Origin of the sequence: Cohnella baijiui (assembly GCF_020731285.1) — a bacterium.
Lineage (GTDB): Bacteria > Bacillota > Bacilli > Paenibacillales > Paenibacillaceae > Cohnella.
The window spans coordinates 30,845-45,441 of sequence record NZ_JAJFOW010000033.1 but is presented as its reverse complement, the minus strand read 5'-3'; the positions used below and the strand labels follow the sequence as shown (position 1 = coordinate 45,441).

At 63.1% G+C, this 14,597-nt stretch carries 12 protein-coding genes; 3 read left to right on the top strand and 9 right to left on the bottom strand.

Annotation, left to right across the window (positions count from 1 at the left end):
• Positions 1–4 precede the first annotated feature (4 nt).
• From LKX83_RS23755 to LKX83_RS23740, 4 genes are all read right to left on the bottom strand, one after another.
• Positions 5–2,920, bottom strand: coding sequence for a 5'-nucleotidase C-terminal domain-containing protein (locus tag LKX83_RS23755; protein ID WP_227885320.1), 2,916 nt, complete (start codon positions 2,918–2,920; stop codon positions 5–7).
• Positions 2,921–3,143: 223 nt separating this feature from the next.
• Complete coding sequence (locus tag LKX83_RS23750) at positions 3,144–3,611, bottom strand: 2-thiouracil desulfurase family protein (protein WP_227885319.1); 468 nt, start codon at positions 3,609–3,611, stop codon at positions 3,144–3,146.
• A gap of 34 nt (positions 3,612–3,645) precedes the next feature.
• Positions 3,646–5,598: a GTP-binding protein gene (locus LKX83_RS23745; protein WP_227885318.1), complete on the bottom strand. Its 1,953-nt coding sequence runs from the start codon at positions 5,596–5,598 to the stop codon at positions 3,646–3,648.
• A 16-nt stretch (positions 5,599–5,614) separates the two neighbouring features.
• Positions 5,615–5,977, bottom strand: a complete 363-nt coding sequence (locus tag LKX83_RS23740; protein WP_227885317.1) for an MGMT family protein — start codon at positions 5,975–5,977, stop codon at positions 5,615–5,617.
• A gap of 245 nt (positions 5,978–6,222) precedes the next feature.
• Between LKX83_RS23740 and LKX83_RS23735 the strand changes: the two genes are divergently transcribed.
• The 3 genes from LKX83_RS23735 (at position 6,223) to LKX83_RS23725 (ending at position 9,305) form a co-directional block, all read left to right on the top strand.
• Entirely contained in the window at positions 6,223–7,425 is a 1,203-nt protein-coding gene (locus LKX83_RS23735) for a phosphotransferase (RefSeq protein WP_227885316.1), read from the top strand.
• Between the two features lie 207 nt (positions 7,426–7,632).
• A complete protein-coding gene (locus LKX83_RS23730; RefSeq protein ID WP_227885315.1) occupies positions 7,633–7,965 on the top strand; it encodes a PadR family transcriptional regulator in 333 nt (110 codons plus the stop codon).
• Positions 7,962–9,305 (top strand): FtsW/RodA/SpoVE family cell cycle protein, encoded by a 1,344-nt coding sequence (locus tag LKX83_RS23725; protein ID WP_227885314.1) that lies wholly within the window; start codon positions 7,962–7,964, stop codon positions 9,303–9,305. The genes LKX83_RS23730 and LKX83_RS23725 overlap by 4 nt, the downstream gene beginning before the upstream one ends.
• A 133-nt stretch (positions 9,306–9,438) precedes the next feature.
• Here the strand turns inward: LKX83_RS23725 and abc-f are convergent, their stop codons facing one another.
• The 5 genes from abc-f to LKX83_RS23705 form a co-directional block, all read right to left on the bottom strand.
• Entirely contained in the window at positions 9,439–11,445 is a 2,007-nt protein-coding gene (gene abc-f, locus LKX83_RS23720; RefSeq protein ID WP_227885313.1) for a ribosomal protection-like ABC-F family protein, read from the bottom strand.
• Between the two features lie 121 nt (positions 11,446–11,566).
• On the bottom strand, positions 11,567–11,698 hold the full coding sequence (locus LKX83_RS34015; RefSeq protein ID WP_255654830.1) for a hypothetical protein: 132 nt from the start codon (positions 11,696–11,698) through the stop codon (positions 11,567–11,569).
• A 57-nt stretch (positions 11,699–11,755) separates the two neighbouring features.
• Positions 11,756–13,048: a TolB-like translocation protein gene (locus LKX83_RS23715; protein ID WP_227885312.1), complete on the bottom strand. Its 1,293-nt coding sequence runs from the start codon at positions 13,046–13,048 to the stop codon at positions 11,756–11,758.
• A gap of 225 nt (positions 13,049–13,273) precedes the next feature.
• Entirely contained in the window at positions 13,274–14,026 is a 753-nt protein-coding gene (locus tag LKX83_RS23710; RefSeq protein ID WP_227885311.1) for an SDR family NAD(P)-dependent oxidoreductase, read from the bottom strand.
• Positions 14,007–14,480, bottom strand: a complete 474-nt coding sequence (locus LKX83_RS23705; protein WP_227885310.1) for a MarR family winged helix-turn-helix transcriptional regulator — start codon at positions 14,478–14,480, stop codon at positions 14,007–14,009. Before LKX83_RS23705 ends, LKX83_RS23710 begins: the two co-directional genes overlap by 20 nt.
• Positions 14,481–14,597: the final 117 nt, after the last annotated feature.

Genomic DNA, 14,597 nt, shown 5'->3' with positions numbered 1-14,597 from the left:
CGGCTTAGAAGCCGCCGCCGGAATCGGCGGTGCCGAGCAGGCTGTGTACGACCTTCGCCGCTTCGGCGCGGGTCGTCAGCCCTTGCGGGGCGAACGTGTCGTTGCCGCGCCCCTGAATGAGGCCCGCGCCGACGACAGTACCGACCGCGTCGCGCGCCCAGACGCTGATCTGCCCACCGTCGCGGAATGACGGCTGGCCGGCCGTCCCCTTCAACGAGGGGATGCGGGCCAGCATCACGGCCATCTGCTCGCGGGTGATCGGCGCGTTCGGATTGAACCGGCCGTCCTCATAGCCCGTGATCAGCCCGTTGGAGGCGGCGATGGCCACGTAGTCCGCGTACCAAACGCCGGCCGAAACATCCGGGAAACCGGTCGTATCGGTCTTCGCCTTGAGATGGAACTCGGTGACGAGCAGCTTGGCGAACTCGGCTCGCGTGACGGACTTCTGCGGCGAGAAACTCGCGGCGTCCGTACCGTCGATCATCTGCATGGAGGCGAGCTCGGCGATGACGTCGTACGCCCAATACGCGGAGACAACGTCCGCAAAGCTGCGTTGATAGGTCAGGGCGCCGTAAATGCCCGGCCCGTTTACGACGGCGGTCAGCGCGCCGTTTTGAAGTTTGGCCGGAATGTAGGTTACTCTGCCATCCTCGATCCGGAACAGATGCGTCCGCTTGGCGTCCGCCCCGGCTTCGACCGGGACGGTCAGGCCGACCGGCGACGCGAACGCGGACAAGCTGCCGAGCGTCTGGCCGTCTTTCGAAGCGGCGGACAGACCGAGCTTCACGACGGCGCCGGCCGCCGTCACGCTCGTCGTCGCCGTCTGCGCGCCTGCGAGCTGCGTCGTCACGGCGGAAGCCTCCAGCCGTTCGTAGCTCAGCGCCAGCGTCGCTCCTTCGGCTCCGGCCGGCGCCAGTTTCGCGGCATCTGCAAGCACCGATGCCGGGATGGACAGTGCCACGCCGTTCAACGTCAATTGCACGGTGCCGCCGCTGCCTGCGAGATCCGCCAAGTTCAGCGGGAGCGAGACATTTGCCGACATCGAGCCCGTCGGGAGCGAGACGGGGATCGTCACGACGCCGTTCACCGGCTTCGGTACGTCCTTCGCCTCGATGGCGATCTTCGCCGCGCCCGGCACCGGTGTAGGCGTAGGCGTCGGGGTTGGACTTGGCGAAGGCGTCGGCCCGCTCGGCCCGCCTGGGTTCGGGCTAGGCGTCGCTTCCGGCACGCCTTCCTTGTTCGTGATGCGGCCTTCCACCTTGGCGGTAATCGCCCCGCCTTTGAACGTATCGACGATGTACTGGTAGAAGACGTCGAGATCGGTCGGTCCGACCTGGGCGTCGGTCGCTTCGGTCAGCACCTTGTAGTTGTCGCCGCCCGCCGCCATGAAGTTGTTGACGACGGCCGTATACGTCTTGTTGTCTTCGATCGGCGTGCCGTCCGATTTCGTCAGGCTCGTCACGCGTTTGTCGACGTCGAGACCCATATAGGCCGTGTATTTCAGCCCAGAAATCTGAAGCGTCTTCGTATCCGGCGTGCCGTCCGCCTTTTTGCCCCACTGCTGCTGGAGCAGCGTCTTGATCTGCTTGCCCGTCAGCGTGAGCTTGACCAGCGTATTGCCGAACGGCTGAACCTTCGCCAGGTCGCCGAACTTCACTTCGCCCGTCGGCAGGTCTGCGCGGATGCCGCCCGGGTTCATGAATGCGAAGTCCGTGCCCGGGAAGGCGCTGCGCATCGCGTCCGCGATCAGATTGCCGAGCGGCGCCTCGTTGTTGTAAGCGTCCGTGCGCACGACGGTGCCGTCCGTGGTGCCGACTGGGAGCTTCAATTCCGGATGCTTGTCCAGATACTTGTCTACGAGCGCTTGCGATTCCGCATCCGGCGTCACCCCGTCTTGGAAAGTGGTGGTGACGGTAGCGGATTTGGATACGACGTCGCCCGTCTGCGGATCGATCAGCAGCTTGACGTCCTCGAAAGCCGTTCCGTAGGAGTAAGCCTGCACGACAAGCTTGCCGTCCACCAGGCCATTGGCGAGCGCATGATTGTCGCCGGCCATGACGACGTCGACTTCGGGGTCGATGGCCTTGGCCAGATCGGCCGCTTCGCCGGTCGTCACGCCGTCCTTCGTCGTGGCCGGATCGTGTGCCAGAACGACGATCGTCTTCACGCCTTGCTGCTTCAGCTCTGCGACCGCTTCGTTGACGACCGGCGCTTGATCCACCAGCTTCACGCCGCGCAGCCCTTCCGGCGACACCTTCGTCACCGTCGCCATCGTCACGACGCCGATGAAGCCGATCTTGACGCCGCCGATCTCCTTGACGACATAAGGCCGGATGATCGGCTCGCCCGTCTTCTCGTCTACGACGTTTGCGTTGACGTAGTCGAAGTTCGCGCCCTTGTGCTCGACGCCGCCCACCGGATCGACGCCGCCTTCGAGCTGCGACTTCAACGAAGCGACGCCCTGGTCGAACTCATGATTGCCGAGCGTGCCGACGTCGAACTTCATGAGATTCATCCATTCCATCGTCGGCTCATCGCGTTCGAGCGAGGAGACCGGCGCGCTCGCGCCCACGGAATCCCCGTTGTGGACGAGCAGGGTATTCTCGTATTTGGCGCGAGCTTCCTTTAAGTACGAGGCCAGAATCGGCGCGGTGCCGACCGGCTTATTACTCACGAACGAAGTTGTATCCAACTGGCCGTGCAGGTCGTTGATCCCGAGGAGATGGACTTCGACCGGCGCGTACACCTCTGCGTTGACTGATGCGTTCACTGTTGCGTCTGCCGGTGCGTTCACCACTACATCCGCCGCGTCCGCCCTGCCCGCACCGAACCATCCGATCCCGCCGAGCACCTGAACCGACAGCACCGCCGCTGCGATGACGGAAGAAGCGACTTTCCTTCCTAGCAATCTCCCTCTCATACCTAACACGATTCCTCCTCTAGCAGAACGATTTTCAAAGCAATCATAGCAACTTATCTCCCAATCTATTAACGACAATTGTAAACCCTCTGTAAATTCTGACGTAACCCTCGATTTCCTTCTTTGATCGTCACGGAATGCAAAAAAAGCCTCTCCGGTAGGAGAGACTGTTGTCGAACCGATGCGCCAAAAGGACGACCAACTAGTTGCGAAGACCTATCGGCTAGATGCCGAGTCCGGCAAGCTCCCGCTCGACCTCGTCCAGCTGATCTTCGCCGAACACCCGGAAGCCGTGCCGCCGCAGCAGCGCCGCCGTCCGGCCTTCTCCGGCCACTTTCGCCCCCGTGAAGGAGCCGTCGTAGACGAACAAGCTGCCGCACGACGGGCTGTTCTGCTTTAAAATCGCGAACGCCGCGCCGTGCTCCCGGGCGAGCTTCAGCGCGATCTGCGCCCCCGCTTCGAACGCCTCGGTGACGTCCTCGCCCGCCTCCGTCCGCACGCGTCCCTCCCGGATCTCGGCCGGCGGCCTCGGCGTGGGGAGTCCTCCCGCCACCTCGGGACAAACCGGGACGAACAGCCCTTCCTCCTGCCACCGGAGGAACCGCGCGTCCCCGCAGAACGCGCCCCGGCTGTCGTACCGCACCTTCTCGCCGAGCAGGCAAGCGCTCACCAGTATTTTGGGCTTCTCCATCGTGCCCTCCCTCCGCTTGGCTGCTTTTGCTAGGCTACACATGCATATGCGCAGCCGCCTCGTCCCACGGCACCCCGTAGCCCTGCCCCTTCGCGCAGAAGATCGAGATCGACGTATAGGCGGGGTCCGCGTTTTTGTCGTAACCGCGCTTGGCGGTGACCGCCTCCGGATCGTGGCAGCGTTCATAGCCGCCGAAAGCGAGGCTGACGCTCCCCCGGCCCTGGGTGAAGGCGGCGAGCTCCGCGGCGTAATTCAGAAAGGTCGCCACCGGCGCGCGTCCCGTCACGACCGCGCGGCCGTCCGCGATGTCCGGCGGATCGAATCGGCCGTGCGCCTGCTGAATATCCGAGAGCACGCGCCCCATATGATCAAGCTCGACCTTGACTTTAAAGGCGTACCAAGGCTCGAGCAGCACGTTGTCGGCCTGCTCCAGCCCTTGCCGCAGCGCGCGGAACGTCGCCTCGCGAAAGTCTCCGCCGCTCGTGTGCTTATTGTGCGCCCGCCCTTTCGTCAACGTGACGATGACGTCGGTTAGCGGCGATCCCGTGAGCAGCCCGTGATGCGGCCGCTCGAACAGATGCTGCCGGACCAGGTGTTGAAACGGAACGGGGAGCATGTCCGGATGGCATTCGTTCGCGAAGACGAGACCGCTGTTCGGCGCCCCCGGCTCGATCCGGAGATGGACTTCCGCATAGTGCCCGAGCGGCTCGAAATGTCCGCAGCCCGTTACCGTATTTGCGACCGTCTCCTTGTATAGAATGTCCGGCGCTCCGAAGCTTACTTCATAACCGAACCGCTCGCGCACGACCCGCTCCAGCACCTCGAGCTGGATCGTCCCCATGACGCGAAGATGGATCTCCTCCAGCACCTCTTCCCAGGTCACGCTAAGCGACGGATCCTCCGCGTCCAGCATCTTGAAGCAGCGGAGCATGTCCTTCGGATGGATGGAGGCCGGGTACTGCACGCTCGAGACGAGCGTCGGCGCGACCTCGTAGACGGCCGCCTCGGCGAGAGCGCCGACGCCGTCCCCCGCGGACGCGGCGGACAAGCCGACCGCGGCGAACAGCTGCCCCGCCTCGACCCGGTCCACGATCGTCGACTTGGCGCCGTTCACGAGCCGCAGCTGCGTCACTTTCTCGCGAGGCCGATCCGGCCCTTCCGGGCCGTAGGCGACCTCCGCCCGCACGGCGAGCGATCCTTGCAGCGCCTTGATATACGCGACGCGCGTGCCGCTCTCGTCGTGGCGAATTTTGTACACCCGCCCGGCGAACGGTCCCGTCGCGTCGTACGCCGTATCCGTCAGCGCATCCACCTGCGCCAGAAATTCCGTCACCCCGATGTCCTGCAGCGCCGAGCCGCTCGCATACGGAAACAGCCGCCCGTCGCGGATCATGATCTTCAGCGCGGCAAGCCATAGCGCGGGATCGTAGGCATCCTCCATGTACAGCTCCAGCAGACGCTCGTCGCGCTCCGCGACGCTCGCGATCAGCTCGTCGGACCAGCCCCGCTCGCTCCATCCGCCCGTCAGGTCGCACAGCTCGGGGGTCAGGGTGCTGCGGATTTCCTCCGCCACCCGCGCCGCATCGGCGCCGGTCCGGTCGATTTTGTTGATGAAAAAGAACGTCGGAACGCCGTGGTTGCGAAGCAGCTGCCAGACCGTCTCCGTATGTCCCTGCACCCCTTCGACCGCGCTGACGATGACGACGGCGTAGTCCATCGCCTGGATCGCCCGTTCCATCTCCGGCGAAAAGTCGACGTGGCCCGGCGTGTCGATGAGGTGGTACGTATGTCCGCCGTAGACGAAAAACGCCTGATCGGCGAAAACGGTAATCCCGCGCTCGCGCTCGATGTCGTGGTTGTCGAGAAACGCGTCCTTGTGATCGACGCGCCCGCGCTGGCGGATGCTCTTCGTATGGTAGAGCCATTGCTCGGCGAACGTCGTCTTGCCCGCGTCCACATGCGCGAACAGCCCGATCGTCTTGTACATGGTGATCGCTCCTTGGCTACGGCCGCTCCTCGGGTTCGCATTCCCGCGACTCGTCCGGCCCGGCTTCATGCGCCGGCGGCTCGTAGCGAAACCGCTCTAGCGGCACGCGCCCGCGGAGGTCGAACTCGACGCCTTCCTCCTCCAGGTAGAGCCGCTGCATATAGCGCCCCTCCCCTTCCGGGAGGGCGATTTCCCCCTGAGCGTTGAGAACCCGGTGCCAGGGCAGCCCGTGCTTCTCGCTCATCGCGTGCAGGATGCGCACAACCTGCCTCGCGCCCCGGGGACTCCCGGCCGCTGCCGCCACTTGCCCGTAGGTCATGACGCAGCCTTCGGGAATGGCCCGAATCACTTCAATGACGCGCCTCGTATAGGGCTGCATACCTTCACCATCCTGTGCGTCGCCCGGCCCGAACCGGGCGCGGAAACGCGTCGGATCCGGCCGATATAAAAAAGCCTTTGAACGGAAGGTCCAAAGGCGTTTTGAAGAGGGCTATTTTTTTCGAGACCTTATTCGACATCATAACAAATCGCCCGAAAACAGTCTATACTTTGTGCTCCAATCCCGGTAGAGTGAGGGTTGCCGGCCGGCCATCCCAGCAAAGGAAAGGCGTGAAGATCTCTCCTATGACAACGTTGGAAGCCCATTTCGACTTCCTCGACCTGCAGGCTTATGTAAGCCGGGTCCTGGGGAACGCAAAAGCGATACGGCAGGTGTACCGCATGCACGGGGGCGCGCAAAAGGTCGTCTATCGGATCGACTGCGCGGACGGCTCCGCTTGCGTGCTGTACGTATGGGACTTGGAGAAAAACTATTTTCAAGAAGAAATTCTCCTCGACGGGCCGGACGAGCGCGCTTTCGGCGGCGACTCGTTCGAGCGGGCGAACCGCTGCCTCTCGGCGCTGGGGATCCGTACCCCGGCTCTATATGATCTGAACCGGGAACGTTCGAAGCGCTATCCCTTCGACTATGCGCTCGTGGAATATGTGGCGGGTCCGAAAGCCGAGCATTATCTCGGGCATCCAGACGCTGCGACGCGCGAGCGGGTGTTCGGCGCGCTCGGCGACATGCTCGCCCGGATGCACGGCACCGAACGCGCTTGGTGCGGCAAGCCGGATTGTCCGGACCTGATACCGGGCGCAGGTGCGGACGCGAACGCGGGTGCGAGCGCGGGTACGGGTGCGGTCGCGGGGGCGGGTACGGATGCGAGTGCGGACGCGAGTGTGAGTGCGGACTCGGACGCGAACGTGATGGCGGTTGTGGGGGCGGACGCGGGTGCGAACTCGAAAGGCCGCGCTTCGGCGGAAGCCTGCCACATGCGGATGCTGGCGAACGTCAAGCCGCAGCTTGCGTATGCGGCTGCGCACATGGCGCGGATCGGCGAGTTTCATGCGCGGCTGCTCGAACATCTGGAGTCGCTGGCTGCGCGAATCGCGCCCCGCGGACGCTACGGACTCATCCACGGGGAGCTCGGGCCGGATCACGTCCTCGTGAACGACCGCCACGAGCCCTATCTCATCGATATCGAGGGCGCCGAGTTCATGGATATCGAGCACGAGCATAGCTTTTTGGAATTCCGATTCGGCGAGGACTATCGTTATTTGCGGCGCGAAGGTCTGGATGCCGACCGGATGGCATTCTACCGGTTCCGCCATCACCTGTCGCTGATCGCCGGCGGCCTGAAACTGCTGCACCGCGGCTTCCCGGACCAAGCCTTTGCCCGCGGATTGGCGGATCACCACGCCGCGTGCGCGCTGCGGAGCATAGAGGTGCAAGGGGGAGGTAGGAAGGGTGGGAGACCTGGAGGGCTGAGGGAGATGGAAGGCTAGGGTGCCGGTAGTCTGGGGGCACTAAAGCCGAGGACTTGTTGCGCCTCCCGCAAGCACGCCGAAGACCGGTGCGGGCTGTAACCCGCACTCCTTCGTCCCGAGCTGTAACCCGAATTCTTCGGGTTATAGCTTTTTTCATACCTCCTATTCCAATACATCGATATTCGATGTATAATCAGTTCATCTTGTCCCCCAAGGAGCCATCCCATGAAAATCAACAAAGAACTGATGAAGGGCAGCACCGTCATCCTCATTCTGACGCTGCTCGGCCGCAAGGACATGTACGGCTACGAAATGACGAAGGAGCTGGAGCTGAAGTCGGAAGGCGTCTTTACGCTGAAGGAAGGGACGCTGTATCCGATCCTGCACGCGCTGGAGGTGGAGCGGCTCGTCCAGGCTTACTGGAGCGAGGAAGGCGGCCGCAAGCGCAAGTATTACCAGCTCACGGACGAAGGCCGCAAGCAGCTTCACGAGAAGCAGCGGGAATGGGCGCTGTTCCGAACGACGGTCGACCGGGTCATCGGGGAGGTGCACCCATGAGCATGCCGATCGAGCGTCACCCTGACGTAATCGCCTTTCTCGATCGGGTATGCGCACAGGTGCGCGCCAAGGAGCTGCATCCCGAGATTCGACGCGAAATGCTGAGCCACCTGGAGGAGCTGACGGAAGAGCGCGCGGCGAGAGGCGACAAGTCCGAGGAAGAGGCGCTGGCCGAAGCGCTGCTGCAAATGGGCGATCCCGTTCAAGTCGGCAAACAGCTGCACACCGTACATCAACCTAAGCCGGAATGGAGCGTCATCGCGCTGGTGGCGGGCATGATCGTTATCGGGCTGGTCTCCCTGTTCGCGGTGCGGCAATCGTTCGACGGCCAGTTCGATCTCGGGCGCAAGCTGACGTTCGGGTTCGCGGGCGTGGCGGCGATGGTCGGGCTGTACTTTGCCGATTACCGCAAGCTGCTCCGATACTCCTGGCCTTTGTACATCTTGACCGTGCTGCTCCTGTTTATTGTGTTTCACCAGGATTACGTCATGAACGGCGCCAAGCAATGGCTGAATGTGGGCCCGCTAAAAGTAAACGTCTATGCCGTCTCGCCCTATTTGCTGATCATCGGAGCGGCAGGAATCCTGCTGCAAAAAAAGCCGGCTAGCCGCACCGCAAAAGAAAAAGCGCTCGCCGTGGCGAAGGAAATCTTCTTCCTGATTCTTTTGCCCGCTTATTTTTACACCATGTCGCCCGCGTTTGGTTACCTCACGGTGTATGGAGCCGGCTTGGCGGTTCTCTTGTTCGTATTGGGAAGGAAGCGGATGCTCCTTTCCGGCGGGCTCGGATTCGCCTTGCTGCTCTCCTACTTTTTGTTCTACCGGCCTCACTCGGTGTATTTCTGGGAGCGTTTGGAGGGCTTTGTGAACCCGTGGGCCCATGCGAACGATAGCGGATATATGACGCTTCGCTCCCTGGACGCCGTGCGTTCAGGCGGGATGTGGGGACAAGGCTTCGGCATCTCTTCGCCAAAACTCCCTTATTTCTTCAGCGATTTTATTTATCCCTATCTGGTGTACAGCCTGGGCTGGGTGTTCGGCATCGCCGTGGCGGCCGTCGCGCTGCTGTTCATCGTGCGAACGGTGCGGATGGGCGTTCGGCTGAAGGATCGCTACGGCAAAGGGCTCGTCGTCGGCCTGGCTGCCGTGCTCGGCGTCCAGCTGGCATGGAATCTGCTCATGTGCGTGGGACTGCTCCCTTCCCTCAGCATGTCGCTGCCCGTCATGAACTGGAACGCCAATACGGTCGTCGAGCTCGCCGCCGTCGGGCTCATGCTTGGCGCTTACCGGCGCAAAGATATGAACAAGGCGGACAGCGAAGCCGCATGGACGGCGAACTAATCGCAAAAAAAAGGACGGCGCAGGTATCCCCTGCTCCGTCCATTTCGAATTGTATCGCTGCCGACGACCCCGGCCCCGCCATCCTCTGCGCCGTCCTTTCGGCTTCTTTCGCGGCCGACAACCGCCTCGGCCCTCATTTCCCGGGCTCCGCCGCCTGCTCGCGCGCCATCCACGCCTCGTACAGGCGCTCCAGCTCCTGCCGCTCCGTCTCGCGCTCGGTCCACAGCCGCCCGTACGACGCCGCGTCCGCGGCATAGTCGGCCGCCGCCAGGCTTGCGTCGAGCGCGGCCAGCCGTGCCTCGGCAGCCTCGATCTCCCGCTCCAGCCGCGCGGAATCCGCCGCGTCGCCGGCGCTCGATGCCGGCTGCCGCGCGTCGCGGGCTCGTGCCTCCGGCTTCCCGCCTGCCGGCTGCCGCCGCTCGCGCTCGGCCGGCGAAGCGTCAGCCCCGAACGTTCCGCCGGCCTTCGGCCCCGACGCGCCCGCCTGCGCATCCGCTTGCGCCGACAACTCGCGTCCGCGCTGCTCCCGGTACGCGTCATAGTTGCCGATGTAAGTCGCGAGCCTGCCGTCCCCAAGCGTCCAGACGGATGCCGCGATCCGGTTGATGAAGTAGCGGTCGTGCGAGATGGCGAGCACCGTGCCGGGAAACGCCTCGATCGCCTCCTCGAGCGCCTCCCGCGAAGCGATGTCCAAATGGTTGGTCGGCTCGTCGAGCAGCAGCAAGTTCGGTTTGCGCTGCATCAGCATGGCGAGGCGCAGGCGCGTCCACTCGCCGCCGGACAGCTTCGCGATCGGCTTGAACACGTCCGCTCCGTAGAAGAGGAACCGCGCGAGCAGCCCCCGCGCCGCGCCTTCCTCGACCTCCGCCGCCTCCCGGAAGTGCTGCAGAACGCTTTTCTTGCCTTCCTCCGGCGCTTCTTCCTGGCCCAGATAGCCGACTTCCACGCGCGCCCCGAGCGCCACCGTTCCGCCGTCCGGCTCGATCTCGCCCAGCATCAGGCGGAACAACGTGCTTTTGCCGGCTCCGTTGCCGCCGATGAGCGCGGTTTTCTCCCCATACCGGAGCAGGCCGTCTAAGCCGTCCAGGATGACCCGCGCCCCATACGATTTGCGAAGCGACTCGAACCGGACCGCGTCCCGGCCCGAGCGATCCGCGGCCGCCAGCTCGAACGCCGCCGCCTTCGGATCCAGCACGGGCTTCTTCAACCGCTCGATCCGGTCGAGCGCCTTCTGCATCGAGGCCGCCCGTTTGATGAATTTCTCATTGTCGCCCTGTCGCCCCCACGTGAGCAGCCGCTTGATGGACTCCTCCATCTTGGCGATTTTCTTCTGCTGGTCCTGATAGGCCGCGAACTCCCGCAGCAGGCGTTCTTCCTTCTCCTTCACATAATCGGTGTAGTTCGTGGCGTACGTCGTCAATTCCCCGTCCTCCAGCTCGTACACTTGGGTCACGACGTTGTCCAGAAAGTAGCGGTCGTGCGAGACGATCACGCACGTCCCGTCATAGCCGCGCAAATACTGCTCCAGCCATTCGACGCCGTCCAGATCGATATGGTTGGTCGGCTCGTCGAGCAGGAGCAAATCCGGCCGCTCGATGAGGAGCGAGGCCAGCGCGGCCTTGGTCTTTTCTCCGCCGGACAGGCTCGCGAACGGTCGAGCCAGCTGCTCTGCCGCGATGCCGAGACCGCTCGCGACCTGCTCGATGCGCTTCTCCATCTCGTAGCCGCCTTCGCGCTCGAAGCGCTCTTGGGCGTCGGCATACTCGCTGAGCAGCTTCGACAGCTGCCGCTCGTCCGCTGCCGCTTCCGGCGTAGCCATCGCCGCTTCGAGCTCCGTCATCCGGGCGCGGACGGCGAGCGCCAGCCGGTATCCGCGCGCCAGCACGTCATAGACGGTCGTCTCGTCCGTCAGCTCGGGAATCTGGGCCAGATAGCCGATCCGCGTCTCTTTGCGGACGGCCAGCTGCCCCTCGTCCGGGACGTCGAGCCCCGCCAGCAGGCGGAGAAGCGTGGATTTGCCGCTGCCGTTGCGGCCGATCAATCCGATCCGGTCGCCCGTCCGCAGCTCGAAGCTGAGGCTCGAGAGAACGAGCTGGGCGCCGTGGTATTTTTGCAGTTGTTGCGCGCTGATGATCAACATGGGGAAATCCTCCTTGGGATGGACCCCTGACCTGCGCCGCCTGTTTGCGAAAAAAACAAAAAGGGACGCGGGAAATGTCCCGCGTCCCTTCGGCCGATATCCGTCCGAGGCGAGGTAGGAGTCACTTCGCGATTGGAATAACCGTATGCTCGAAAATGGACAGACTGATCCCGTCTGCCATCCGAGCGTTAATAATGCCAGCCATCTGAATAGGCAACTGGCTTAAACGGTTATTCACGGACTCGCGATTCATCCTACCTCACCTCCCTTCGTCAAGTTACCCTCACCATACCACAGCCGCCGACGCAGATCAAGGCGCCGGCTGCCCTAGAATCCCCAGGACGGGCGACCAATCCAGATGTTCGTAGTAATCCGTTCCCTGATCGAGATGCCGGATCCAGACCGCAGCTTGCGCGGGGTTCGCTCCCGATATCAGAACGTCCGCTTGACCGGTTGCGCGATCGGAGCGCACCCAGGCCAGCCGTTGTCCCGGCAGCGAAATCGGCCCGTAGTCGCCCTGGTCGGCGCCGGGCGACGTCAGCTTCGCTTGGCTCCCGCTATCCAGGTTCGCCTCCGCCAAATACGGAAGCGGCCGCGCGGCAGGATTGGCGCTCCACGTCGACTCGGGCGCCCGGGAAACGGCGATACGGCGTTCTCCCCGCCAGGCGAGACTCTGATCCACGTAGCCCGTCGGCGTGTAGACGGCTGGCTTGCCGTTCGGAACGGACGCGACGGTCAGCTTTTTGTCTTGCGTCGTCTCGCGTCCGATGCCACCAATATAGGCCAAGTTCGCTCCCTGCGGCGCCCAGGAGAACCATTCTTCGTAGGCCAGCATCCGGCCGATCGTCTTAAAGGTCCGCCCGTCCGCGGACAACACGCACAAATAGTCGGCGTCGACCGACAGGGAAGCGGTGGGCTTGGCGACGAAGGCGATCCAACGGCCGTCCGCGGACCACTTGAACGTGCTCGTGCCGACCGCAAAAAAGTCGCTGCCCATCGCCGGCAGCACGTAAAACGTCTCGATGCTGCCCGGCTTGCCGCCCGACGGCAGACGGATCTTGCCGATGCGGACCGGCGTCCACGTGCCGGCCAACAGATGCGCGGCGGACGAAGCCAGGAAGCCCGCGCCATCCGGCAGCCAGGCGAAGTTGGAGATGTCCGCGGCCACGAGCAGCGGTCGGGCTTCGGGCTGCATGTCGCATAGATAGAGCTGCGCTTGGCTCAAATAGGCCAGGCGGCTGCCGGTCGGCGACCAGCGAAAATCCGCGGGTCCGCTATGATCCGAGATCAGCCGGCTCTCCCCCGTCGCGACGTTCATCACCCATAGTTCCTCTTCCTGCTTTCCCCGGGTAAAGGCGATCCATTTCCCGTCCCGCGACCACTTCGGATGGCGGACGTACTCCCCGCTCGTCACGGCTCGTTCGTGCCCGTCCGCCTTGATCCACAAATCCCCTTCCCGCACGAAGGCCGCAGGCGGCGTCTTCGTCGCTAGCGGGGCGCTTTCCGGTGCGGGCGCCGCTTCGGCGGGCGCAAGGCCGGCGCAGACGGCCGCTATGAGCATGGCGGCGATCCACGCGCGCCTGCCCCTGGTCCAGCCTGGCATACAGATCCCTCCTTATTCGGCCTTAATGTGGCCCAACAAGCGGCGAACCATGCCGCATGCCAAGTAAAAACGGCTTTTCCGTCTTCCCGGACGGCGACACGTTTTTATCGGAGGTCATACTGAAATGGATAGGGTAAAACTTATGCATTCTGTATGACCAAAAAATCCCCCGCCAGGGCATGCCGGCAGGGGATCGGAAGCCAAGCTATCGTATCGTTCGGAACGTCATTGCGCGTAGTAGCCGCCGTCGATCGGCAACTCGACGCCCGTAATATACGAGGAATCGTCCGACGCGAGGAATAGCACGCCCTTGGCGATGTCCTCGGGCTTGCCGAGCCGCGGCAACGGCGTCTGCGACAGGAACCATTGGCGCATCTGGTCGTTCGCCATCAGATCCACGGTCATCGGCGTCTCGATATAGCCCGGGTGGATGGAATTCGCCCGGATATTGTGCTTCGCGTAGTCGATCGCCGTCGCCTTGGTCAGCATGCGGACCGCGCCTTTGCTGGCCGTGTAGGCGCCCGCGCCGCTGCCGCCCGTAAGGCCCGCGATCGAGGAGATGTTGACGATCGAGCCGCCGCCGTTTTCGATCATGTGCGGGATGACCGCTTTTTGGCCGAGGAAGATACTCGTCAAATTGACGGACATGATCTTGTTCCATAGATCGACGGTCGTGTCCATGAAAGGTACCGTGCTGGAGATGCCCGCGTTGTTGACGAGAATGTCGATCTTGCCGAACTTCGCGAGCGTCTCGGAGACGACGCGCGCCCAGTCCTCTTCGGAGGCGACGTTGTGCGCGAAGCCGATCGCTTCGCCGCCGTTCTCGCGAATCTCAGCGACAACGCTCTGGATCTTGTCTTCCTGAATGTCGGTAATGGCGACTTTGGCGCCTTCCCGGGCGAACAGAATCGCGTCCGCTTTGCCCATGCCGCCAGCAGCTCCCGTGATGATCGCTACTTTATTCGTCAGTCTTCCCATGTTTTTGGCCTCCTTGGCTTTCGAATGGGTTCATGCCCGGAAACCGGGTCATCATCTTCTCGAATCCGCCGATCAGCGCATCCATTTCGTTGTCCGACAAGTCCTGCCACATCCCGGACGTGAGCTCCTTGTATCGGTCCTGCAGGCGCTGCTCCACCTGGCGGCCGTCATCGGTGAGACGCAGAAAGACGGCGCGCCGGTCGCTCTCGGACGTCAGCCGCTCGATGTAGCCTTTGCGCACCAGCTTGTTCGCCAGATTCGTAACGGCTGGCAGCGTAATATCGAGCGCGGCGGCGATCTCGGAGCAATTGCAGACGCCTCTCGACGCGAGAATCTGCATGATCAAAAATTGAGGTGCCGTTAAATCCTTTTCCAGCATCTTGGCGTAGCCGGCGACGATCCGATTCATGTAAGCGGACATCAGTTCGGCCAGCCGTTCTTCCCGATTCAGCATCCCAACTCCTTCCCTTCTTTCGACGTATCGGCGAAGATTCGGATGCACATGCCATGATCCATAAAGTTAAATGCTTTGAATAATTTAATTGTAACACTTTTATCCGAGGAAGCAAGC

What these genes read in the sequence shown, in the direction of transcription:
- LKX83_RS23755 (WP_227885320.1), bottom strand. Translation starts at nt 2,920, where the DNA reads ATGAGAGGGAGATTGCTAGGAAGGAAAGTCGCTTCTTCCGTCATCGCA.
- LKX83_RS23750 (WP_227885319.1), bottom strand. Translation starts at nt 3,611, where the DNA reads ATGGAGAAGCCCAAAATACTGGTGAGCGCTTGCCTGCTCGGCGAGAAG.
- LKX83_RS23745 (WP_227885318.1), bottom strand. Translation starts at nt 5,598, where the DNA reads ATGTACAAGACGATCGGGCTGTTCGCGCATGTGGACGCGGGCAAGACG.
- LKX83_RS23740 (WP_227885317.1), bottom strand. Translation starts at nt 5,977, where the DNA reads ATGCAGCCCTATACGAGGCGCGTCATTGAAGTGATTCGGGCCATTCCC.
- LKX83_RS23735 (WP_227885316.1), top strand. Translation starts at nt 6,223, where the DNA reads ATGACAACGTTGGAAGCCCATTTCGACTTCCTCGACCTGCAGGCTTAT.
- LKX83_RS23730 (WP_227885315.1), top strand. Translation starts at nt 7,633, where the DNA reads ATGAAAATCAACAAAGAACTGATGAAGGGCAGCACCGTCATCCTCATT.
- LKX83_RS23725 (WP_227885314.1), top strand. Translation starts at nt 7,962, where the DNA reads ATGAGCATGCCGATCGAGCGTCACCCTGACGTAATCGCCTTTCTCGAT.
- abc-f (WP_227885313.1), bottom strand. Translation starts at nt 11,445, where the DNA reads ATGTTGATCATCAGCGCGCAACAACTGCAAAAATACCACGGCGCCCAG.
- LKX83_RS34015 (WP_255654830.1), bottom strand. Translation starts at nt 11,698, where the DNA reads ATGAATCGCGAGTCCGTGAATAACCGTTTAAGCCAGTTGCCTATTCAG.
- LKX83_RS23715 (WP_227885312.1), bottom strand. Translation starts at nt 13,048, where the DNA reads ATGCCAGGCTGGACCAGGGGCAGGCGCGCGTGGATCGCCGCCATGCTC.
- LKX83_RS23710 (WP_227885311.1), bottom strand. Translation starts at nt 14,026, where the DNA reads ATGGGAAGACTGACGAATAAAGTAGCGATCATCACGGGAGCTGCTGGC.
- LKX83_RS23705 (WP_227885310.1), bottom strand. Translation starts at nt 14,480, where the DNA reads ATGCTGAATCGGGAAGAACGGCTGGCCGAACTGATGTCCGCTTACATG.